This window comes from Niallia sp. FSL W8-0954, from assembly GCF_038005605.1.
In the GTDB taxonomy this organism is placed as follows: domain Bacteria; phylum Bacillota; class Bacilli; order Bacillales; family Cytobacillaceae; genus Niallia; species Niallia circulans_A.
Genome location: NZ_JBBOTN010000001.1, coordinates 3,980,533 through 4,003,304, shown reverse-complemented (window position 1 = coordinate 4,003,304; position 22,772 = coordinate 3,980,533). Strand labels below are relative to the sequence as shown.

The following is a 22,772-nucleotide window of genomic DNA, read 5'->3' as shown; positions in this document are numbered from 1 at the left end:
TTAGTCTTATGGTCAATAGCTTGAAGAGCGAGAACTACAGTGCTTCAAGCTATTATATTGGAAAAAATGCTACTTTAAAGAGATGTATTGGCAATTGTTTAGACGTGGGATTAAAGAAATAAAACTTATAAAAAGAGAGAAAACATCAGGTTTACCAATTTTAACGATTGGTATACGGGGGAGGAGCTTGTACTAAATGAAAAAGAAACTAGCAAAATTAACACTTGTATCTACACTAAGTGTAAGTAGTATGATCGCATATACATCTATTACGGCATCACCAGTATCTGCCCAAGGTTCACTCAGTGAATTGAATAAGGAAAAAAGTAATCTTGAGAATAAGCATAGCAACGTAAAGAAAAAACTAGATGATTCATCCAATAAATTAGGTGATATCCATTCCCAACAAGATTCAGTAGAAACAGAGATTAAAAGAATAAATACTTCTATCTCTAGTACACAAGTGAAAATCACAGAGAAAAAAGAACAAATTTCCACTACGAAAGAAGAAGTAAAAAAATTAGAGAAGCAAATTGAAGAAGTAAAAGCAAGAATTGAAAAAAGAAATGAATTATTGAAGGAACGTGCAAGATCTTATCAACAAACGGGTGGTATGGTTAATTACCTAGATGTGTTAATGGGTTCGCAAAGCATCAGTGATTTCATTGATAGAGTTGGTGCAGTAGCAACAATCGTAGAAGCGGATCAAACAATCATTAAAGAACAAGAAGCAGATAAAAAGTTATTGGAACAATCAAAAGCTGAGCTGAAGTCAAAATTAAGCTCTCTTGAAACAATGCTTGCTGATCTTGAATCACTAAGTTCTCAATTGAACGCAGAGAAAAAAGAAAAAGATAAATTAATGGCTCAATTGGAAAAAGAAGAAAATCACGTTCATGCAGAAATGCTCTCTTTAGAAGAGGAAGAACAGTTATTGAAGGATCAACAAGTGGCGATGGAAAAAGCAATCAAGTTAGAAAAGGAAAGACAAGCTGAATTAGCAAGACAAGCAGCAGAAGCAGAAAAACAACGAAAAGCAGAGGAAGCTAAGGCTGCGGCTGAAAGAGCGGCTGCACAAAAACAAGCGGCTAATAATACAAAGGCTACTTCCAAAGCAGTTTCAAAGACAACTGCTTCATCTAATGGCGGAAGCAATTCTCCTGCATCCAAGCCAAAAACTTCTGTATCATCTGGCAGCTTTACCCGACCAGCAGGCGCAGGATATTTATCTTCAGGGCTAGGGCATCGTTGGGGTACTTTCCATGCAGGTGTTGATATTGCAGCGACTGGAACAGTTCCAATATACGCAGCTGCTGATGGCGTAGTTATTAGATCATATCCTTCAACCAGTTATGGACAAGTTATTTTTATTAGTCATTATATTAATGGTCAACAATACACAACCGTGTATGCACATATGAGAGAAGGCAGTCGTTTAGTAAATGCTGGCGATGTCGTTTCCAAAGGACAACAAATCGGTACAATGGGTAATACAGGTGATTCTACTGGTCAGCATTTACATTTCGAATTGCATAAAGGACCATGGAATCAAGCGAAATCAAATGCTATTAACCCAGTTGGAATTGTTCCATTGTAATAGATTAGTATAGTATTAGTTTATCCGAAATAAGGAGAGTTAAACATAATCTCTTTATTCTCCTATAACCTGACTTTATGGCGTTCATATTAAATGAACGCCATTGTTTTTTGTAGTAAGAACCGAGCTGAACAAGAATCATGTTACTACAGAAAGCAATCATTTCTATGCTATAATAGATGGAAAGGTTTGTAATAATGAAGGGGTAAGAATAGAGATGAGCGAATTTAATGAGAAAAAGGAATCAATGAATCCCATAAATAAGTCTGAATTGGATGAAGAAACATTATTTATTGTTTCTCAAACGTTTAAAGCATTATCAGATCCTACCAGAATAAAAATTCTCCATCTATTATCAAAAAAACAACATTCTGTTAATGAAATAGCGGAAAGCCTAAGTATGCTCCAATCCACGGTTTCTCATCAGCTTCGCTTCCTTAAGAATTTGCGCTTAGTTAAATATAAGCGCGAAGGAACTACGATGATTTATTCTTGTGATGATGAGCATGTAATGGGCGTGTTAAAACAAATGATTGATCACGCAAGACATCATTAAAAAATACCAATTATCTAGACTGTAGATGCTTCTATATAATAGATAGATGCTGTACTGCCCCTAAATTGTTAGACATCAAATCTAACGATTTAGGGGTGTTTTTATAGCCGTTGCAGATTAGAGGTTTTTTGCTCTAGATTTGAATGGTTTTTTTATAAAAAATCAGAAAATAGATTGACACTTTTATTAGACTATTCATATAATATAAATATGAGTATATGAATAATTGTTCATATATTAAGAGTGGAAGCAATTGTGTATAATAAATTAAATTTAAAGAAAGTAGGGAAAGAAATGGAGGAAGAGAAGCAGCTACGGAAAAAAGAATTTATATTAGAAGGCTTAGATTGTGCAAATTGTGCAATGAAAATAGAAAATGGAATAGCATCCATTAATGGAGTTAGAGAATGCACGGTTAACTTTGCTACACAAACATTACAATTACAGGTGGATGAAATAGAAGAAAAGAGTATTTTAGCAAAAGCGGAAAAAACAATTTCAAGACTAGAACCACATGTGAAGATGGTAGAAAAGAGGAAAAAGGCTACTTCTCCATCTCCTGATCATTCGCATCATCACGAACATGGTCATGGTCATGAGCATTCCCATGACCATGGTACAGAGAATATAAAGAGATTAGTTGGAAGATTAGTAGCGGGAACATTTGTTGCAGCAATTGGATTTTTTGCTCCTTTAACCGGAATAATGGAATTCGCTCTTTTCTTTTTGGCCTATTTAATTGTTGGAGGAGACATTTTATTTAGAGCGATAAAAAATATTTTACGTGGGCAAATATTTGATGAGCATTTTCTGATGTCTATCGCTACATTAGGAGCCTTTGCCATTCAGGAATATCCTGAAGGAGTAGCTGTTATGCTTTTTTATCAAATAGGCGAGTTATTTCAAGGGATAGCTGTCAATCGTTCTAGAAAATCGATTACTAGCTTAATGGATATACGACCAGACTATGCCAATGTAAAAGATGGATCTGAACTGAAGAAGCTATCTCCAGAGCAAGTGAACATTGGCGATATTATTATTGTGAAGCCTGGAGAGAAAATCCCGCTTGATGGGCGAGTGATAGAAGGAAGCTCTTCTGTTGATACATCCGCTTTAACAGGAGAGTCCATTCCGCGAGATATAGAAATTGGCAATGAGGTACTTAGTGGTTATATTAATAATCATGGTTTATTAACAATCGAAGTGACAAAGGACTTTGGAGAATCAACTGTTACGAAAATACTGGAGCTTGTTCAAAATGCCAGTAACCGCAAAGCGCCTACCGAAAATTTTATTACTAAATTTGCAAGATATTATACGCCGGTAGTTGTAATAACAGCTGCATTATTAGCTATCGTACCACCTCTCTTAATAAGTGGTGCTACTTTCTCAGACTGGCTGTATCGAGCCCTTGTCTTTCTTGTTATCTCTTGTCCTTGTGCGCTTGTTGTTTCGATTCCATTAGGATTCTTTGGCGGAATTGGCGCAGCTTCTAAAAAAGGAATTTTAGTAAAAGGAAGCAATTATTTAGAAGCTTTAAATGATGTGAAGTATGTGGTTTTTGATAAAACTGGTACTTTAACAAAAGGAGTATTTGAAGTAGACTCCATTCACCCAGCACCTAGAATTGCAGAAGAAGAAGTGCTGGAATATGCAGCATATGCAGAAGTGCATTCTAATCATCCAATTGCTGAATCCATTCGCAAAGCATATCAAAGACAGATCATAGAGGAACGCATAGGAGAATATCAAGAATTATCGGGTCATGGAATTTTGGTTGAGCTAGATGGAAAAAAAGTGTTAGCTGGTAATCAAAAATTAATGATCAAAGAAAATATCAATTATTTACCAAACGAAGAAGTCGGAACAGTTATTTATGTGGCAGCAGATCAAGAGTTCATCGGTTCTATTGTTATTTCTGATCAGATAAAAGAAGATGCAGAGAAAGCTATTCAACTACTAAAAGAGCAAGGAATTAAGAAAACAGTGATGTTAACTGGTGATGCTCAAAAGGTTGGCGCGAAGATTGGGTCTCTTTTAAAAATAGATGAAGTTCATGCAGAATTATTGCCACAGCATAAAGTAGAAGAAATCGAAAAGCTTGATCAGCATAAGCAAGCAAAGGAAAAAATTCTCTTTATTGGAGACGGTATTAATGATACCCCTGTTTTAGCAAGAGCAGATGTGGGAATGGCAATGGGAGGTTTAGGTGCTGATGCAGCAATAGAGGCAGCAGATATCGTCCTTATGACAGATGAGCCTTCTAAGATAGCCACTGCACTCTCTGTTGCAAAACGTACACGTCGAATCGTCTGGCAGAACATAATATTTGCACTAGGAGTTAAAGCAATCTTTCTCCTTCTAGGTGCATTTGGGATTGCAACGATGTGGGAAGCAGTTTTCTCAGATGTAGGTGTTACTGTACTTGCCGTTCTTAATGCAATGAGAGTATTGCAAGTGAAAGGGATATAAAGAGAGGATTTCGGAGAGAAGAATTGCATTTATTCTACTTCAAGGAAAAACGGAGCTAGTGTTTACGACTGGCTCCGTTTTTTTTATGAATGAAATTGTCTCCTATTTAAGATTAGGAGGAGTATTATGTTCAGCTGGAGGAGCAGGCTTTAATTTAGGTGCAGAACCAAATGGTGGTACATCTCGGACATATTGGAATGTCCCCATGCCATCCATGCTTGGTCCAGATGCCCATCTCCCCTTACTGCTTTCGTCTCCCATCGAATGATTAAGAAAGAGATAAGATACTTCTGTCTTTTCTAAATGTCTAGGGAAAGTGCTTGGTACAACTACGCCTTCTTTTTGCTCTAATTCGTAAATTGCGGCAAGCCATTGGTTTTGATGCATCGTGTCACGGGCGATTAGAAATGATAACATATCTTTTATGCCTCGATCATCGGTTTGCTCAAACAACCGGACTGCTTGAAGTCTACCTTGCGATTCTGCATTTAAATTTGCGCGCATATCTGCTAGTAGATTTCCACTTGCAGCTACATAACCTCCATTCCAAGGTACCCCTACGCTATCTTTGGGCATTGCGGCAAGTCCTGAAACAATCGCATGCTGCGGGTTCATTCCCCCAATAATAGCAGCCATTGCTGGATTTGTTGCAGCTGCTGTTTCAAGCTCGGTAACGGGCGCATCATCTAATAATCTTGCCACCATGGTTGATAATAATTCAATATGACCAATTTCTTCTGTTCCCGTATCTAATAATAAATCACGATATTTATCATTTTTTCTTGTTCCCCAAGCTTGAAATAAATATTGATTCATAACGGACATTTCTCCAAATTGTCCACCAATTAGTTCTTGTATTTTTTTCGCGAAAACTGGATCGGGTCTCTCCGGTTTTGCTTCATAGGCTAGCTCTTTAATGTGAAAAAACATTGGTTCCCCTCCTCATAAAATACTCTATATACTATGCAAGCTTTCTTTATAGGTACGTGTCCTGTTTAAAAAATAGTTTCAATCATAAGTTGTCCGAGCCCTTCATATACATAAAAAAGGATAAATATATCGTGGTAGAAGAAGGGACGATTGCAATGAATCGGAAGTGGTTGGCTATTTATATGGCAGGCTCCTTATTAGCAGGATCAGGAATGACTTATATAGGAATAAATATGTTAGAAAAAAGACAGGAGGAACAATTAAATAATCAAACAATGGAGGCTGGTTCGCTTGATAAATTGGATAAAGCCTATCAAATAATCTTGCAAAACTATGTGGAAAATGTAGACAAGCAAAAGTTAGAAGATGGTGCAATAAGAGGGATGCTGGCTACATTGGAGGATCCATACTCTGTTTACATGGATCAAGAAGCTGCCAAGCAATTTGAACAAGCTCTTGATTCTTCTTTTGAAGGAATTGGTGCAGAAATTAGTATAGAGGAGGATAAAATGATCATAGTATCACCAATAAAAGGATCTCCAGCAGAAAAAGCAGGTATTAAAGCTCAAGATCAAATCATTTCGGTAAATGGAGAAAATGTAGAAGGAAAAGATCTTAATGATGTTATCGGCCAAATCAGAGGGGAAAAAGGATCAAAGGTAGAATTAGAAATAAAGCGAGCAACAGTCGATAAACCATTAAAAATGGAAATTGTCCGCGATGAAGTACCCCAAATAACAGTTTATTCTGATATCAAAAAAGATGGCGGAGAAAAGATTGGTTATATAGAAATTACATCATTTTCTAAAGATACTGCAAGTGAGTTTGAAAAGGAATTAAACAAATTAGAGAAGAATGGCATTTCAAGTCTAATTTTAGACGTACGTGGTAATCCTGGTGGCTTGCTAACAAGTGTAAATGCGATCGTAGAACAATTTTTAACAAATAAAAAACCTTATGTGCAAGTAGAGAATCGAAATGGAGATCGTGAACAGTTTTATTCTGATTTGAAGAAACAAAAGGAATATCCAGTTGTAGTATTGATTGATAATGGAAGTGCATCGGCGTCCGAAATTTTAGCTGCTGCCTTAAAAGAGGGAGCTGGTTATCCGCTAATTGGCGAAAATTCATTTGGAAAGGGAACCGTCCAACAGCCTATATTAATGGATGATGGCAGTGAAATCAAATTAACAGTTTCTAAATGGCTTACTCCTGATGGAAATTGGATTCATAAACAAGGAATAAAACCCACTATCGATGTCGAGCAAACGGACTTATATCATACCCATCCTTTGCAGATTGTAGATTCACTTAAGCTGGAGGATAATGATGAGCAGGTTCAATACGCACAAGAAATTTTAACAAGCTTAGGATTTACAACAGATAGGCAAGATGGCTATTATAGTCCGCAAACAGAAGTAGCTGTAAGAGCATTCCAAAGCAAAAATGCACTGGAGGTTACTGGTGTAATAGATGGAAAAACAGCTGCAAAGCTGGAGGAAGCTGTTAGAACAGAAAAACAAAAAGACGAAAACGATATTCAATTACAAACAGCTATCCGCTATTTAGTTCATTAATAAAACGTGGTACACAAGGATTTCAGCCAAATATAAAGCCGAACAATTATACGAAGATACTATTAGGTATATCGGATAATTGTTCGGCTTATTTTATTTAAAGAAAGAAGGTTTGTGGACATCACCCGCAGACTGAATACGCTTCGCCTTCCAGGGGCTGCACCTAAGCTTCATTATCACTGCATTGTCCATGATGATAATGTAGGTTCATAATATAGCCTGTCTTCTACACCTAAAGATACTGTGTTCTAAAACTTGCTCTCCGGTGCTGCAGCGCAATGGAAAAAAGGGGTTTCTAGCTAAATTAGAAGATGTTCATCTTTGTCCACTCTCTATAATGTTTTATTTATTTAACACACTATCTTCCAGCATTAAGTTCTTATCTCCGTATATTTTTGTGATATGAGTATCTCCCCATTCACAAAGTGCATTTAAAATAGGCTCTAAACTTTTTCCATAGTCACTTAATTCATATTCTACTTTCGGTGGTATTTGTTGATAGATTATGCGATTAATAACACCATCTTCTTCTAATTCTCTTAATTGTTGTGTAAGCATTTTTTGCGTAATATTTGGCATTAATCGTTTTAATTCACTTGTTCTTTTTTTGCCATGTGTTAAGTGGCACAAAATCACACACTTCCATTTACCGCCGATTACTTCTAAAGTGGCTTCAACTGATATATTATATTTTTTATTTTCCATAATAACCTCCATTTTATAGGAACTTTTTTGTACCTATATTACCTTTAAGTTCCTACATTACAAAAAAGTACGTACTTTTCTATTTGTCTTATATGATTCATAATAACACTTGCCGGTTAAAATGCAAAACTACAAAAAATACCACTAGTGGTTAGCGATATATGTAAGAGGAGGAAAAGGAAGTTGAAGCAAAATATGAATACTTTTGCGTTAATAGCCTTGGCTGTTAGTGCTTTTGCTATTGGTACTACTGAATTCATAAGCGTTGGATTATTACCTTTGATTGCCGATGACTTTCGGGTAGGGATTACAACAGCAGGATTAACTGTTTCTATTTATGCACTGGGCGTCACATTCGGAGCTCCAGTTTTGACAGCCATTACCTCTAATATTTCACGAAAATCTTTATTATTGTGGATCATGATTGTTTTTATTATTGGTAATAGTATGGCTGCAATTGCTCCAAATATCACTATTTTACTGATTGCACGTATTGTATCAGCTTTTGCTCACGGTATATTTATGTCGATTGGTTCCACGATAGCAGCAGATTTAGTAGCGAAAGAAAAAAGAGCAAGTGCTATCTCTATCATGTTCTCCGGATTAACGGTTGCCACTGTAACAGGAGTTCCCTTTGGGACATTTATCGGTCAGCACTTTGGCTGGAGATTAGCATTTATCACCATTGTTATTATTGGAATCATAGCGTTTATCGCCAATAGTTTGCTTGTGCCAAGTAACTTATCTAAAGGAGGCCGAGCAACCTTTAAAGATCAGTTGCAGTTAGTTACAAATCCACGACTATTAATGCTTTTTTTAATTACAGCATTAGGCTATGGAGGAACATTTGTTGTTTTCACGTATCTTTCTCCATTACTGCATGAAGTAACTGGCTTTCAGCAAAATACAGTTGCTGGGATTTTACTATTGTATGGTGTAGCAATTGCCATAGGTAATATGATTGGCGGCAAGCTATCCAACAAAAACCCGCTTCGGGCATTATTTTTTATGTTTATTATCCAAGCTATTATCCTATTTGTTTTGTCCTTTACCCTTCCATTTAAGGTAATTGGCTTAATAAGTATTCTTTTCATGGGCTTATTAGCATTCATGAATGTTCCAGGGCTGCAGGTTTATGTAGTAATGCTAGCAGAACGCTATGTACCAAGTGCAGTAGATGTAGCCTCTGCTGTTAATATTGCAGCTTTTAACGCAGGAATAGCAATCGGTTCTTACTTGGGAGGAATAGTGACCAATTCATTGGGGCTTATCCATACTTCATGGGTAGGCGGAATTATGGTTATTGCCGCTATTATCCTGACTGGTTTCAGTTTAATTTTAGAAAAAAATTCATTGCAAAAAGGAGTAATAACACGATGAAAAACTTACAAGATACAATTCAACTAACAAACGGAATCAAAATGCCTTGGCTAGGATTAGGAGTATTTAAAGTGGAGGAAGGGCAAGTGCTTGTGGATGCTGTAAGCTCTGCAATTAAGAATGGCTACCGTAGTATTGATACAGCGGCTATTTATGCTAATGAAGCAGGGGTTGGCGAAGGCATAAAGAGGGGTATGAAAGAAGCAGGCATTACAAGAGATGATTTGTTTATTACCTCAAAAGTATGGACAGATGATTTAGGATATGAAGAAACAATAAAGGCATATGAAGTAAGCTTAGAAAAGCTCGGACTCGATTATTTAGATTTATATCTTATTCACTGGCCAAAAGAAGGAAAATATAAAGACGCATGGAAAGCGTTAGAAACACTATATAAACAAGGCAGGGTAAAAGCAATTGGAGTAAGTAATTTTCAAATCCATCATTTAGAAGACCTGATGAAAGATGCGGAAATGAAACCAATGATTAATCAAATTGAATTGCATCCAAGACTTACACAAAAAGAATTAATAGCGTATTGCCAAGAGCAAGGCATACAGGTGGAAGCATGGTCTCCATTAATGCAAGGACAATTATTCGATCAGCCGGAATTAGTGGAAATAGCTGCAAAACATCAGAAATCTGTTGCACAAGTAATTATTCGTTGGGACTTGCAAAATGGAATTATTACGATTCCTAAATCCGTTAAAGAGCACCGTATCATCGAAAATGGAAATGTTTTTGATTTCACGTTATCAAAAGAAGAAATGGCACAAATTGATGCCTTAAATTTGGATCAACGAGTTGGTCCTGATCCAGATAATTTCGATTTTTAATGGAGCATTAATCCCGTTTCGGAAAAGAAACAAATAAAAGTAGTACGAAAGGGTGGGACATAAGTATTTCAATCAAATATAGCCCCGAACAATTATACGTACACACTAAAAAAATTCGTATAATTGTTCGGGGTTAATTAAATTTAAGAAAGAAGGTTTGTGGTAATCACCCGCAGCCTGAATACACTTCGCTTTCCTTGAGGCGAGCGCCAAGCCTCCTCGTCACTACGTTCCTGCGGGTCCTTGGACTTTCTCGCAGCTCCCGTAGGAGTCTATGTGTATTCAGGCTGCTCTGTTTTTTTCTAGTAATTTTAGTTTGCTGAAAAACTAAATAATCTTTAAAAACGGAGTGAAATGGAACGAATTGGTTTCACCATTAAATTAGAGATTGTTTGTCTTATTCATTATATATTTTGTTTTGTCCAGCCACTTTTGAAAACATCTGAATAAGCATACAAATAAGTTCGCAGCCAAATTAGTAATAATAACAGTTAATAAGTCATTATATCAATTACTTATATTCTAAAATTAGGGTGGAAATCAAAAAAATGTAACCTTTTCTCTTGAATTACCGTAATACAATTTGTGCAGAAATTAGTAATGAAGGAAGGAGAAAAAAGGTGAAACTCTGGTGGATTGCAAATGTTTTTTGGGTAGTCGTTTTTTCAATACTATCGATTATCATCGCAACAAGGCAAATAGATGGATCAGGGGCTGTGCAAACTCCTGAAATCAGAATTATTACATTTATAATTTTGGCCGTTCCATTTGTATTTATCCTTATAGTCCAATTAATTTGGTTTTATTTTATTCACAAAAGAACAAGACATTCTTAGTTCAGCTATCCTATGAATAAATAATTGTAATGCTTTCTTGTAAACTAATATATTTAGTTCACAAGAAAACATCCAAACAAAGAACGAGAGAATTTTAAAATTCATCGTTCTTTGTTTGTTTTTAAATATTACTAAATACATTGGGTTGGACTAAAGTATGTTATCACACAAATTTCTATATGGTCTGGGAATTGTTTAGGTATAGATCTTATTCCCATTTGTTTGTGGTTGAAAATTAATAAAGTTTTCACATGCAACCGAATACAAATAATAGTTTTTATGTTAGAATACATCTGAAATAGAACCATCTTATCTAGAAAGGATGAGTTTATGAAAATTGCAATAGCCAGTGATCATGGTGGATATCAGTTAAAGGAAGCAGTAAAAGCCCATCTTCATAATGCGGGGATGGAAGTAAAAGATTTTGGCTGTCATAGTAGAGAAAGTGTGGATTTTCCAGATTATGCAAAAAGTGTTGGTGCATCGATTGTGAATGGTGAAAACCAACTAGGTATTTTATGCTGTGGAACAGGAATAGGCATGAGTATTGCTGCCAATAAAATCACTGGAATTCGTGCAGCGGTTGTTGGTGATGTCTTCTCAGCAAAGGCAACAAGAGAGCATAATGATAGCAATATTCTTTGTTTAGGAGAAAGAGTGACTGGGGAAGGACTAGCGTGTTTAATAGTAGATACTTGGTTAAATGCAGAATTTTTAGGCGGCAGACATGAAAAGCGTATCAGTGGAATTAAAGAATTAGAATCATATTATTGTTAATAGTAGGACAAATTAACCTCGGATTTGTTAAATGAAACATATTATAACTTGTACGTACTATTAATAGGTTATACTAAATATGTATGGTTTATTCTTGGTAAGTTGTATGCTATAATGAGTTTGGAAAAATATATCACGGAGAAGAAAAGGGAAATTGGTCCTTTTTCTTCAATAAGTATGTACATTTTTCTGTATATTATTAGTTACTTAATAGCTTGTAAAGGTTAGGGGGTAAGGTGTTGAAGGTTGGTGTAATTGTCTTAGGTTGTTTGCCTTCGGGAGTAAAGCAAATTCTTCATCGCTTATATGAAGAGTTATCTTCTAAGCATCAACTATTTGGAATGGAAATAGATAGAAAGTCCGGTGAAGTCAATTATACAGAGATAAAAGAAGTGAGTGATTCACCATACTTAAGCCATACTATCTTAAAGGTAAGCGCTGCACCAGTAAATAATCTATGGGAACAAACATTTGCTCCAATGGATATGACTGTTGTATTGGGGGATGCGCAGGCAAAAGAAATATGGCAAACTTCTATAGCTGATAAAGAAGCGCTACGTACATTATTTGTCCCAGTTTCCGTCTATAATAATATTAAAGGAAATGATTGGACTCTAGGATATGATACCGCACTGAACAGTATTACTCAGAATGTGTTAAAGGTTCAAGATACCATTCATTCTCTTAAATATGATAAGCCAAGATTATTTGGTTTTTCGATAGAGGGTAACCCATCGACTAATATGCTGCAGGATATCTCTCTTGCGGTGGATGGTAACTATTTAGCAGTAGATTACGAGGAAGAGGAAATTACCACTTTATGTGATGCGATAAAGAAAAGCTATACATATACAAAAACATCTAATGTTCTAATATATAGCCAAGCTTTACAAGAGGTAATCGAAAATTCAGTTATTAGTAAGCTAGAGGTAGATTGGAAATATACAGAAATTGACGAAGCATTATGTATGGGAGTAAACCCAACAGCCATCGATCGAATCCTAGCAAATGAACTTGCGGATGAAGTCTTGCGATGGATAAAGAATAATTGCTTAACAGGTGAACTCACCGTTCAAAAGGATGGAATTCAATTTAAATAAACGCTAAGCCAAAAGAAATAAACTCTTTTTAATTTTGGCTAGCATTAAATAAATCAAAAAAGGATGAGGAAAATGAGTAATCAAGTAAAAACAGATATCGAACAATTAGCTATTAACACAATCCGTACTTTATCCATTGATGCAATTGAAAAGTCTAATTCTGGTCACCCAGGAATGCCAATGGGGGCAGCGCCAATGGCTTATACATTATGGGCTAAGGAAATGAATCATAATCCGGCTAATCCTAACTGGTTCAACCGTGACCGTTTCGTTTTATCAGCTGGACATGGTTCTATGCTTCTATATAGCTTGCTGCACCTTTTCAATTACGGTGTTACTGTAGATGACTTAAAGAACTTCCGTCAATGGGGAAGCAAAACTCCAGGACATCCAGAATTTGGACACACACCAGGTGTGGAAGCTACTACTGGTCCATTAGGACAAGGTATTGCGATGGCTGTTGGGATGGCAATGGCAGAAAGACATCTTGCAGAAACCTATAATAAAGAAAATTATCCAGTTGTTGACCATTATACGTACAGCATCTGCGGTGATGGTGATTTAATGGAAGGCGTATCTGCAGAAGCAGCGTCTCTTGCAGGTCATTTAAAATTAGGAAGACTAGTAGTATTATATGATTCCAATGATATTTCTTTAGATGGTGATTTAAATCTCTCTTTCTCTGAAAGTGTTCAAAAGCGCTTTGAAGCATATGGATGGGAAGTTATTCGTGTAGAAGATGGCAATGACTTAGCTGAAATTCAAGCGGCAATTGCTCAAGCGAAAAAATCAGATATACCGACATTAATTGAAGTGAAAACAGTTATTGGCTATGGTTCTCCGAATAAAGGCGGAAAATCTGCATCACATGGTGCACCACTTGGAGCTTCTGAAACACAATTAGCAAAACAAACATATGGTTGGGCATATGAAGAAGCATTCCACGTTCCAGCAGAAGTATCGGAGCATTATGCGGCACTAGCACAAGAAGGTGCAGAAAAAGAGAAAGCTTGGAATGAGCTTTATGAAAATTATAAAGCAGCATATCCAGAATTAGCTACTCAATTAGAAACAGCTATTAAAGGAGAACTACCTGCTGATTTACAAGAAAAATTACCAGAATTTAATGCTGGAGATTCTATGGCGACAAGAGATTCTTCTGGGAAAACAATTCAAGCAATTGCTAGTGCGGTTCCTGCTTTCTTCGGTGGTTCTGCAGACCTTGCTGGTTCGAACAAAACATTAATGACTAGTGAGAAAAACTTTGCCATTGATGGATATGCCGGCAGAAATATCTGGTTTGGTGTACGTGAATTTGCAATGGGTGCGGCATTAAACGGATTAGCACTGCATGGTGGAGTAAAAGTATTTGGCGCAACATTCTTCGTGTTCTCTGATTATTTGCGCCCAGCAATCCGCTTAGCAGCATTAATGAAATTACCAGTAACATATGTATTTACACATGATAGTATTGCTGTCGGAGAAGATGGTCCAACACATGAGCCTGTTGAACAACTTGCTTCCTTACGTGCAATGCCAGGGCTTTCTATCATTCGTCCAGCAGATGCAAAAGAAACAGCAGCTGCATGGCAACTGGCAATTGAAAGCACAGATACTCCAACAGCACTAGTGTTGACTCGTCAAAACTTACCAACATTAGATTTAACAAAAGCAGAAGCATACGAAGGCGTGAAAAAAGGTGCTTATACAGTTGTAGCTGGTAAAGAAGCTGCTCAGGCATTAATCTTAGCATCTGGTTCAGAAGTATCTCTTGCAATCAAGGCACAAGCGGCTTTAGCAGAAGAAGGAATTTCTGTAAATGTAGTAAGTATGCCAAGCTGGGATCGTTTTGAAAAACAATCTCTTGAATATAAAGAAAGTGTATTGCCAGAAAGTGTTCAAGCACGTGTTGCAATCGAGGCTGGTGCATCTCTAGGCTGGAGAGAATACATCGGTTCTAAAGGGGAGCACATTACAATTGATCATTTCGGTGCATCTGCTCCAGCAGATAAATTATTCCAAGAGTATGGATTTACTGTTGAGAATGTTGTGGCAAAAGTAAAATCATCTATCGCAAAAGCAAAATAATATCCGCAAGTTTCTAGGTGAAAAGGACAGAAGCTAATAACCATGTGAGATGGTTATTAGCTTCTTTTTTGTACAAAGAAAAAGAAGTAGGCGCCAATGAAAAAATAAAATTGTTAAATCTTGTCTTAGGAATCGATGTCAACTTTATCATTAGTTTAAGTAGCAAAAGTAGTTAAATACAGTCACAATAGAGAAATATGCTTCATGCTGTATATACATAATCAGATTAATCTTGGCAACAAGTTTGTATTTATGATAGAAGGAGAAAAGAAGGGGATTTGTGCAAGTTAATCACTTAGTGACACAATTCACAAACTAGTAATGGAAATGAAAACGGATACAATATCTTGTTTTTACATGCTACAATGAAATCAAGTTAAGAGGTGATAGATAATGTATCTTGACGAAAGAAGTAATATCTTATTAAAGGAAGTATTGAGTAATCCCGATACTTCTAACATAAAGCTAGAGAAAAAATTTCAGTTATCTAGAAGGCAAGTTAGTTACAGTTTTCAGAAGATTAATGATTGGCTTGAATCGAATAATTATCCAGCTATCAAAAGAACAAATGGCGGAAAATTCATTATTAGCCCAGTCATTATGGAATTATTCGCTGAAAAGACAGACGAACAAGTGGATAAACATTATATTCCATCTGAAACGGAAAGAGCTCAATTTATTCTATTGTATATTATCAGTAGCAATGAAGAGCTTTCCTTACTGCATTTTACTACCGCCTTAGGTGTAAGTAAAAACACGGTCCTTCGTGATATGAAAAATGTTCAGCAAATGATTGAACCATACGAGCTTGAAGTTAGTTATTCAAGAATGAAAGGATATGAATTAAAAGGAAAGGAATGGGATGTCCGAAAATTATTAGTGGAAGTATTGGAAAATATCTTATCGATTTATAATGGAGAAGTTTATATTCAAAAGTTTATTGATATATCAAAAGACAATCTGACAACGATTAAAGAAAGGCTTGCAGAAGTCGAAAGCAGTTTACACCTTCAGTTTATTGATGAACGAATTAATCTTTTGCCATATATTTTAGCAGTCATACTAAAGCGTATTCAACAAGGGAAAGTAATTCAAGATTTTTACCATATTGATTATCGCTCCTTGTCCGATACGAAAGAATTTATTGCTGCAGAAATCTTGATTAAAGATATGAAAGCTATTCCGAAAGAAGAGCATCTGTTTTTGACCTTGCAGCTGCTTACATCCAAAATATTATCTGCACAGTTTTTAGCTGATCACCAAATCCCAGAGCTGACGAGGGCCTTGGAACAATTTCTTCATACTTTTGAATATAAAGCGTGTATAGCCTTCAAGGATAAAGCGGCATTACTTGAAAGATTAGTTCTTCATATGAAGCCTGCTTATTATCGAATGAAATATAATCTAACGACGAATTACACGATGATGGAAAAAGTAAGCGAAGAATTTGAAACAATTCATTTTATTGTAAAGGATTCGATTTCTCCAGTAGAAGAATATATCGGCTGTCCCATACCAGAAAGTGAACTAATGTTCATCACCATCTTCATTGGCGGACATTTAATCAGCTCAGGAGAAACAATTCAGAAGAAGAAGAAAGCGGTCGTTGTTTGTCCAAATGGTGTATCGATATCACGCCTAATGGAAAGCACATTACGTGAGTTATTCCCTGAATTTTACTTTTATCATGCTTTATCTATTCGGGAATTTCAACAACTTAATTACCAAGTGGATATTATTTTTTCACCAGTGCCTTTGCAAACGGATACAAAGCAATTTGTCATTAATCGCATATTAACAGATTTTGAAAAAGTTCAGCTTAGACAAAGAGTATTAAGAGAAATATTTGACTTAAATACTAGTGTGATCAACATTGAACAATTAATGGGGAAAATTGAGAAATATGCTTCTATAAAAGATAAAGAGTCTTTGCGCAGTACGTTACAAGAACATTTCTCCATTACACCAGCTAATGATTCACAAGAACCAATGGCGAAGACAGATTTATCCCTTTCCTCTCTCTTAGCACCAAAAATGATTACCGTGGTGAAAAGAATAGAAGGTTGGCAGCAAGGAATCCAACTTGCAGCAGAAAAGCTGCTGAAAAATGGCAGCATCACAGAAAATTATATTGCAGAAATGGTGAAACAGTATCCTACAATGGTACAGCATATCTTACTAAGAAACGTAATAGCCATACCTCATGCAGGACCAGAAGATGGTGTAAATAATGTCGGCATGAGCTTATTAAAAATAGAAGAAGGTATTCCATTTAATGATAACGTTTGCGTCCATTTTATTGTGGTATTGGCATCTACAGATAAGCATAAACATCTTTATGCATTAAGACAGCTGATGAAGTTATCAAAAAATGAAGAAGATATCAGCAATTTAAAAAACAGTAATGATTCCAATCAACTATATGAAATCATTAAAAAATATTCTTAAAGTTAAGTGAAAGTGGAGGAGTTTAAAATGGCAGTTGCTTCATTTATTAAAGAAAGTTTAATAAACATCGGATTAAAGGTAGAAAATCAAGATGAGCTTTTCCATGCAATGTTCGAAAAGGCATATGAGCAAGGCTTTGTAAAAGAAACCTTTCTACCGAAAATTAAAGAGAGAGAATCGATCTTCCCAACAGGGCTCAGTGTCAATAATTATAGTATCGCTATCCCTCATACAGATCCGGAACATGTAGTGGAGCAATTTATCGCCGTTTCTGTTTTAGAAAAACCAGTATCCTTTCATTTAATGGAAGATAATACAAAAACAACGGAGGTGCAAGCTGTATTAATGCTTGGCTTAAATCAACCACATAGCCAAATTGAGGTTCTACAGGAGTTAATGCAGGTTATCCAAGTAGAAGAGCATCTTGAAAAGCTTATTCATGCAAAGGATAAATCAGATATAACATTATTATTTGAAAGCATTAAAATTTCATGAAAGGTGGTGATTAGATTGAACAAGCCAATAGTACTTGTGGCATGTGGTGCAGGGATTGCTACATCAACAGTTGTTTTAGATCATTTAGAAGAATTATTTAGACGAGAAAATCTAAAGGTAGAGCTTGTTCAATGTAAAATAGCAGAAGTGGCAAGTTTACAAGATGATGCATTTTTAATCATATCAACTACTATATTGCCTACAAAATATAAAGTCCCAGCAATCAGTGCTACTGCTTATATTAGTGGGTTAGGTATAGAAAAACTAGATAAAGAGATTCTAAGTTATTTTGAAAGAACAAGCAAAACAATCTAAATACGTTAAAAGAATGGAAGGGGATTTTAAAAATGAAAAAATATAAAATTTTAGTAGCATGTGGAGCAGGTATCGCAACTTCAACTGTAGTTTGTAATCGAGTGGAGAATTTGGTGAAGGATAACAATATTAATGCGGAAGTTATTCAATGTAAAATAGCAGAAGTAGCTTCAAAACAAAGTGAGGCAGATATTATCGTTTCAACTACTATTCTTCCTACAACTTATCAGATACCAGCAATTATAGCTACGGCTTATATCACTGGAATTGGAATGGAAAGTTTAGATAAAAAAATTCTCGATCATTTGAAATAAGAAGTTAAGTGAATTTGGATGAAATTTCTGTTAATTGTTATATAACAATTAACAGAAATTAAATCTAATATATAACAAAAGAGAAGAGGGAAAAATATGCAAAAGCTATTAGATGGCGTTCAGTATGTATTAAATCTTGGACCAACTGTAATTTTACCTATTGCTATTATTCTATTGGGTCTTGCATTTAAGACAGGCTTTAAAAAGGCATTAAAAGCGGGAATAACTATTGGGATTGGATTTGTTGGGATTAACTTAGTTATTGATTTGCTTGTTAGTACTCTAGGCCCAGCTGCACAGCAGATGGTTGAGCGTTTTGGATTGAATCTAACAGTAATTGATACAGGATGGCCCTCAGCAGCAGCTTTATCTTGGGCATCACCTGTTGCAGCAATTTTAATTCCGATTTGTTTATTTGCAAATATCTTTTTCTTATTAACAAAGATGACAAAAACTTTGGATATTGATATTTGGAATTACTGGCACTTTATTGCAGCTGGTGCAACTGGCTATATTGTAACAGATAGTTGGTGGTTTGCAATTTTATGTGCAATTATTTATCAATATGCTGTTCTGTTTGTTGCTGATAAAACGGCTCCTATGGTTCAAAAATTTTATGGGCTTGATGGAATTTCATTACCAACTGGTTCTACAGCGGCATTCGGACCAATTGGTATATTAGTAGGCTGGGCTATCGCAAAAATTCCAGGAATAAATAAATTAAATGCAGACCCTGAAACTATTCAAAAGCGTTTTGGAATTTTTGGTGAACCAATGATGATGGGCATAATCCTCGGTGCACTTATTGGATTACTTGCTGGTTATGATATCGGAAAAATATTACAAACAGGTATTTCAATGGGAGCAGTAATGTTATTAATGCCGCGTATGGTTAAGATCTTAATGGAAGGCTTAATCCCTATTTCAGAGTCAGCACGGTCATTTTTACAAAAGAGATATGGCGATAGAGAGATTTATATAGGATTGGATGCAGCAGTATCTGTAGGACATCCATCAGTTATGGCAACTGCACTTATTTTAGTTCCAATTACATTATTTTTAGCTGTAATCTTACCAGGTAATAAAGTGTTGCCATTTGGTGATTTAGCGACAATTCCATTTTATATTGCGTTTGTTGTAGGATCTCGTAAAGGAAATATCATTCACTCTGTTTTAGCTGGAATCGTAATGGTAGCGTTATCACTATATATGGCTACTAATTTTGCGGAGGTTCATACTCAGATGATTTCTGGTGCGCAATTTACTTTACCTGAGGGTGCTACCCAAATTTCTAGCTTAGATCTAGGAGGTAACTTATTTAACTGGTTAATCTTAAAATTCTCTGAAGCGGTTGCCTTTTTATTTGGAAAATAACTAGAACTTAATGAATAAAAGCAGATGATTTAAGCAATTATGCTGGTGCGTCTGCTTTTATTATGAAATGAAAATAAGAAATGGAGGTTTAAACGATGAAAGCAGCAGTTCTCCACGCTGAAAACAAAATTATTTATGAAGATATAGAGCTAGAATCATGTAAAGCCACAGAAGTTAAGGTCAAAGTAATGGCGGCTGGTATCTGCGGATCTGATACACATAAAATGACAAGTGTTTGGAAATATCCATTACCAGCAATAATGGGGCATGAATTTTCCGGAATTGTTACTGAAATTGGATCTAAGGTTACAAATGTAAAAGTTGGTGAAAGAGTTGTTGTCATTCCTTTTATACCTTGTAACGAATGTGAATATTGTCTAAAGGGACAATTTTCATTGTGTGAAAATCATGGAATGATAGGATCCCAATCTTATGGAGGATTTGCAGAGTATTGTAATGTTCCTGCTACGAATATTTTATCAATTGGCGAAATGGATTTTGAAGAGGCAGCAATGATTGAACCACTGGCAGTTGCTTTACATGGAGTATTAAATATTAAGCCGCATTTAGGTGATGTAGTCGCAGTCTTTGGTGCAGGAACAATTGGTATGCTCGTTATTCAGTGGTTAAAAATAGCCGGGGTTAAAGAAATAATAGCTATTGATATTTCCGATGAAAAGTTAGCAGAAGCAAGAGCATTTGGCTGTGAAAAAACTATTAATGCAAAAAAAGAAGACTTATATCAAAAAATAGATGAATATACCAATGGCCTGGGTGTAGATATAGCTTTAGAATGTGCAGGTTCAAAAATTACACAAGAACAATGTTTATTGATTACACGTAAGAAGGGAAAGATCGGATATTTAGGCATTGCATATTCTGATGTAACTTTATCACAAAAAGCATTTGAAAATATTTTTAGAAGAGAGTTAACCTTAAAGGGATTTTGGAATTCCTATTCAGCTCCTTTCCCTGGTGAAGAATGGACAAAAAGCATTACCTTTTTACAAAAGGGACAAATTAAGTTGAAAGATTTAATTTCTCATCGATTTCCTTTAGAAGATACTCAAGCGGCTTTTAATCTAATTATTAATCGTGAAGAGAACTATGGAAAAGTGTTAATTTTACCAAATGGGAGTGAGAATTAAATGAAAGCTGTAACAAAATTAAAATCCGGCTATGATGAAATGGAGCTAATCGAAATCGATGAGCCTTCTGCATATGACGATAAAGTAAAAATAAAAGTTGCATACACAGGGATTTGTGGATCTGATATTCACACCTTTAAAGGGGAATACAATAGCAAAAATACTCCTGTTGTCTTAGGACATGAGTTTTCTGGTGTAGTAGTGGAGGTTGGCAAAGATGTTACAAGAGTAAAAGTCGGAGATCGAGTAACAAGTGAAACGACCTTTACAACGTGCGGAGAATGTATCTATTGTCAAGAAAAGGACTATAATCTTTGTCCAAATCGAACAGGTCTTGGTACACAAGTAAATGGTAGTATGGCAGAATATGTGATTGCTAGGGAAGAGAGCGTTCATGTTTTAAACGAAAAGGTTAGTTTAGAAGCAGCTGCTTTAACAGAACCATTAGCTTGTTGTGTTCATGCCGCGTTAGAAAAAACAACGATTGCAGAAACCGATACTGTTTTAGTATTTGGTCCTGGTCCCATTGGATTGTTATTAAGTCAAGTAGTAAAAGCACAAGGCGCTTTCGTTATATTGGCTGGCATTACAAAAGATAGAAAGCGATTAGATCTTGCAAAGGAATTAGGAATAGATGTTGTCGTTGATCTTTTACAAGAAGATTTGAGCAAAATGGTTTACCAATATACGGATGGCTATGGTGCAGATAAAGTATTTGATTGTTCGGGAGCAGTTCCAGCTGTAAACCAAGGTCTTGCACTAACAAAGAAAAAAGGAACATTCGTTCAAGTAGGATTATTTGCAAAGAAAGCAAATGAAATCGATCAAGAGTCCATTATTCAACGCGAAATTAACTATATCGGCTGTCGTTCTCAAAAACCTAGTTCTTGGGATATTGCCCTGAAATTACTTGAAGATGGAAAAATCGATACAGATAAAATGATTACAAAGATCGTATCACTTGCTGAATGGCGCAATGGTTTTGAAAAAGTAATGGCTGGTGATGAGATAAAAGTTTTAATTGAATCTTAAGCAGCTGTCAGATAAAAAATACTCCTCTTCCATCATAAAAGTGGGGTATTTTTATCTGTTTACTTTATTATAAATTATCTTCCATCACTAGATGGCACAAAAGGTAAAACAATATTGAGAATGAAAACGTATACAGTCAACTAGAATTTATGTGATAAAATGAACATGCCAAAAGGAACTAACAGAATGTAATGGGCATGAGAGTTGATTGTTTCATGATTCTATTATTTGGTTCTTCCTGGAAGGAAATAATACGTCTTTTCCCATTCTGAATCCGATTAATAGAGTTGACTAATAGAAAGGATGAGGAGCATGAAGTTAGCTATTGCATGTGATCATGGTGGATTTTTGCTCAAGGAAGCAGTGAAGAAGTATTTATTAGAACAAGAAGTAGAAGTAGAAGATTTTGGTTGTCACAGTCGAGGAAGTGTAGATTTCCCAGACTATGCCAAAAAAGTGGGAGAATCGATTGTTAGAGGGCAAAATGATTTAGGAATTCTTTGTTGTGGAACTGGTATCGGAATGAGTATTGCGGCAAATAAAATAAATGGTATACGAGCAGCTGTAGTTGGAGATGTTTTTTCCGCGAAAGCTACTAGGGAACATAATAATAGTAATGTCCTATGTTTAGGAGAGAGAGTGACAGGAGAAGGTTTGGCCTTGCTAATAGTAGAAACATGGCTTCAGGCGGAATTTTTAGGTGGAAGACATGAAAGAAGAGTCGGAGCTATTGGGGAATTAGAGAAATACCAATGTTGATAGATTGATAAAGCTTATAAAGATAAAAGGATG

The 22,772-nt window shown here is 35.7% G+C and carries 20 protein-coding genes; 18 read left to right on the top strand and 2 right to left on the bottom strand.

Annotated elements, in window-relative coordinates:
• Window positions 1-196: 196 nt before the first annotated feature.
• The 3 genes from NX902_RS19745 (at window position 197) to NX902_RS19735 (ending at window position 4,625) form a co-directional block, all read left to right on the top strand.
• Window positions 197-1,597, top strand: coding sequence for a murein hydrolase activator EnvC family protein (locus tag NX902_RS19745; protein WP_095330308.1), 1,401 nt, complete (start codon window positions 197-199; stop codon window positions 1,595-1,597).
• A gap of 217 nt (window positions 1,598-1,814) precedes the next feature.
• On the top strand, window positions 1,815-2,153 hold the full coding sequence (locus NX902_RS19740; RefSeq protein WP_095330309.1) for an ArsR/SmtB family transcription factor: 339 nt from the start codon (window positions 1,815-1,817) through the stop codon (window positions 2,151-2,153).
• A gap of 294 nt (window positions 2,154-2,447) precedes the next feature.
• Window positions 2,448-4,625 (top strand): heavy metal translocating P-type ATPase, encoded by a 2,178-nt coding sequence (locus NX902_RS19735; protein ID WP_095330379.1) that lies wholly within the window; start codon window positions 2,448-2,450, stop codon window positions 4,623-4,625.
• A 102-nt stretch (window positions 4,626-4,727) separates the two neighbouring features.
• Here the strand turns inward: NX902_RS19735 and NX902_RS19730 are convergent, their stop codons facing one another.
• The gene (locus NX902_RS19730) at window positions 4,728-5,555 is read right to left on the bottom strand and encodes a manganese catalase family protein (RefSeq protein WP_095330310.1); all 828 of its coding nucleotides are present in this window, start codon (window positions 5,553-5,555) and stop codon (window positions 4,728-4,730) included.
• A gap of 155 nt (window positions 5,556-5,710) precedes the next feature.
• Here NX902_RS19730 and NX902_RS19725 point away from each other — a divergent pair, with 155 nt between their 5' ends.
• On the top strand, window positions 5,711-7,132 hold the full coding sequence (locus NX902_RS19725; RefSeq protein ID WP_095330380.1) for a S41 family peptidase: 1,422 nt from the start codon (window positions 5,711-5,713) through the stop codon (window positions 7,130-7,132).
• A 342-nt stretch (window positions 7,133-7,474) separates the two neighbouring features.
• On the opposite strand, the gene NX902_RS19720 is transcribed toward NX902_RS19725, so the two are convergent.
• On the bottom strand, window positions 7,475-7,837 hold the full coding sequence (locus NX902_RS19720) for a winged helix-turn-helix transcriptional regulator (RefSeq protein WP_047943915.1): 363 nt from the start codon (window positions 7,835-7,837) through the stop codon (window positions 7,475-7,477).
• Between the two features lie 195 nt (window positions 7,838-8,032).
• Here NX902_RS19720 and NX902_RS19715 point away from each other — a divergent pair, with 195 nt between their 5' ends.
• The 14 genes from NX902_RS19715 to rpiB (NX902_RS19650) all read left to right on the top strand — a co-directional run bounded on the left by NX902_RS19715 (window position 8,033) and on the right by rpiB (NX902_RS19650) (window position 22,739).
• Entirely contained in the window at window positions 8,033-9,217 is a 1,185-nt protein-coding gene (locus NX902_RS19715; protein WP_095330381.1) for an MFS transporter, read from the top strand.
• The gene (locus NX902_RS19710) at window positions 9,214-10,053 is read left to right on the top strand and encodes an aldo/keto reductase (protein ID WP_123258223.1); all 840 of its coding nucleotides are present in this window, start codon (window positions 9,214-9,216) and stop codon (window positions 10,051-10,053) included. Before NX902_RS19715 ends, NX902_RS19710 begins: the two co-directional genes overlap by 4 nt.
• A 563-nt stretch (window positions 10,054-10,616) precedes the next feature.
• Window positions 10,617-10,889 carry a DUF3923 family protein gene (locus NX902_RS19705; protein ID WP_164464099.1) on the top strand — a complete coding sequence of 91 codons (273 nt, stop codon included), beginning with the start codon at window positions 10,617-10,619 and terminating at the stop codon, window positions 10,887-10,889.
• A 330-nt stretch (window positions 10,890-11,219) separates the two neighbouring features.
• A complete protein-coding gene (gene rpiB, locus NX902_RS19700) occupies window positions 11,220-11,666 on the top strand; it encodes a ribose 5-phosphate isomerase B (RefSeq protein WP_341123180.1) in 447 nt (148 codons plus the stop codon).
• 236 nt (window positions 11,667-11,902) lie between these two features.
• On the top strand, window positions 11,903-12,766 hold the full coding sequence (locus NX902_RS19695) for a 6-phosphofructokinase (RefSeq protein WP_235850276.1): 864 nt from the start codon (window positions 11,903-11,905) through the stop codon (window positions 12,764-12,766).
• 72 nt (window positions 12,767-12,838) lie between these two features.
• A complete protein-coding gene (gene tkt, locus NX902_RS19690) occupies window positions 12,839-14,854 on the top strand; it encodes a transketolase (RefSeq protein ID WP_341123179.1) in 2,016 nt (671 codons plus the stop codon).
• Window positions 14,855-15,247: 393 nt separating this feature from the next.
• Entirely contained in the window at window positions 15,248-17,302 is a 2,055-nt protein-coding gene (locus tag NX902_RS19685; protein ID WP_095330316.1) for a BglG family transcription antiterminator, read from the top strand.
• Window positions 17,303-17,329: 27 nt separating this feature from the next.
• Complete coding sequence (locus tag NX902_RS19680; protein WP_095330317.1) at window positions 17,330-17,797, top strand: PTS sugar transporter subunit IIA; 468 nt, start codon at window positions 17,330-17,332, stop codon at window positions 17,795-17,797.
• 15 nt (window positions 17,798-17,812) lie between these two features.
• Window positions 17,813-18,112, top strand: a complete 300-nt coding sequence (locus tag NX902_RS19675) for a PTS sugar transporter subunit IIB (protein ID WP_123258222.1) — start codon at window positions 17,813-17,815, stop codon at window positions 18,110-18,112.
• A gap of 32 nt (window positions 18,113-18,144) precedes the next feature.
• Entirely contained in the window at window positions 18,145-18,426 is a 282-nt protein-coding gene (locus NX902_RS19670; RefSeq protein ID WP_095330319.1) for a PTS sugar transporter subunit IIB, read from the top strand.
• Between the two features lie 96 nt (window positions 18,427-18,522).
• Window positions 18,523-19,800, top strand: a complete 1,278-nt coding sequence (locus tag NX902_RS19665) for a PTS galactitol transporter subunit IIC (protein WP_047943924.1) — start codon at window positions 18,523-18,525, stop codon at window positions 19,798-19,800.
• Window positions 19,801-19,895: 95 nt separating this feature from the next.
• Window positions 19,896-20,948, top strand: coding sequence for a galactitol-1-phosphate 5-dehydrogenase (locus NX902_RS19660; RefSeq protein WP_123258221.1), 1,053 nt, complete (start codon window positions 19,896-19,898; stop codon window positions 20,946-20,948).
• Window positions 20,949-21,980 (top strand): zinc-binding dehydrogenase, encoded by a 1,032-nt coding sequence (locus tag NX902_RS19655; RefSeq protein ID WP_095330322.1) that lies wholly within the window; start codon window positions 20,949-20,951, stop codon window positions 21,978-21,980.
• Between the two features lie 312 nt (window positions 21,981-22,292).
• A complete protein-coding gene (gene rpiB / locus NX902_RS19650) occupies window positions 22,293-22,739 on the top strand; it encodes a ribose 5-phosphate isomerase B (protein ID WP_341160931.1) in 447 nt (148 codons plus the stop codon).
• Window positions 22,740-22,772 lie beyond the last annotated feature (33 nt).

What these genes read in the sequence shown, in the direction of transcription:
- NX902_RS19680 (WP_095330317.1), top strand. Translation starts at nt 17,330, where the DNA reads ATGGCAGTTGCTTCATTTATTAAAGAAAGTTTAATAAACATCGGATTA.
- rpiB (WP_341160931.1), top strand. Translation starts at nt 22,293, where the DNA reads ATGAAGTTAGCTATTGCATGTGATCATGGTGGATTTTTGCTCAAGGAA.
- NX902_RS19685 (WP_095330316.1), top strand. Translation starts at nt 15,248, where the DNA reads ATGTATCTTGACGAAAGAAGTAATATCTTATTAAAGGAAGTATTGAGT.
- NX902_RS19670 (WP_095330319.1), top strand. Translation starts at nt 18,145, where the DNA reads ATGAAAAAATATAAAATTTTAGTAGCATGTGGAGCAGGTATCGCAACT.
- tkt (WP_341123179.1), top strand. Translation starts at nt 12,839, where the DNA reads ATGAGTAATCAAGTAAAAACAGATATCGAACAATTAGCTATTAACACA.
- NX902_RS19730 (WP_095330310.1), bottom strand. Translation starts at nt 5,555, where the DNA reads ATGTTTTTTCACATTAAAGAGCTAGCCTATGAAGCAAAACCGGAGAGA.
- NX902_RS19720 (WP_047943915.1), bottom strand. Translation starts at nt 7,837, where the DNA reads ATGGAAAATAAAAAATATAATATATCAGTTGAAGCCACTTTAGAAGTA.
- NX902_RS19655 (WP_095330322.1), top strand. Translation starts at nt 20,949, where the DNA reads ATGAAAGCTGTAACAAAATTAAAATCCGGCTATGATGAAATGGAGCTA.
- rpiB (WP_341123180.1), top strand. Translation starts at nt 11,220, where the DNA reads ATGAAAATTGCAATAGCCAGTGATCATGGTGGATATCAGTTAAAGGAA.
- NX902_RS19725 (WP_095330380.1), top strand. Translation starts at nt 5,711, where the DNA reads ATGAATCGGAAGTGGTTGGCTATTTATATGGCAGGCTCCTTATTAGCA.
- NX902_RS19660 (WP_123258221.1), top strand. Translation starts at nt 19,896, where the DNA reads ATGAAAGCAGCAGTTCTCCACGCTGAAAACAAAATTATTTATGAAGAT.
- NX902_RS19665 (WP_047943924.1), top strand. Translation starts at nt 18,523, where the DNA reads ATGCAAAAGCTATTAGATGGCGTTCAGTATGTATTAAATCTTGGACCA.
- NX902_RS19740 (WP_095330309.1), top strand. Translation starts at nt 1,815, where the DNA reads ATGAGCGAATTTAATGAGAAAAAGGAATCAATGAATCCCATAAATAAG.
- NX902_RS19745 (WP_095330308.1), top strand. Translation starts at nt 197, where the DNA reads ATGAAAAAGAAACTAGCAAAATTAACACTTGTATCTACACTAAGTGTA.
- NX902_RS19735 (WP_095330379.1), top strand. Translation starts at nt 2,448, where the DNA reads ATGGAGGAAGAGAAGCAGCTACGGAAAAAAGAATTTATATTAGAAGGC.
- NX902_RS19715 (WP_095330381.1), top strand. Translation starts at nt 8,033, where the DNA reads ATGAATACTTTTGCGTTAATAGCCTTGGCTGTTAGTGCTTTTGCTATT.
- NX902_RS19710 (WP_123258223.1), top strand. Translation starts at nt 9,214, where the DNA reads ATGAAAAACTTACAAGATACAATTCAACTAACAAACGGAATCAAAATG.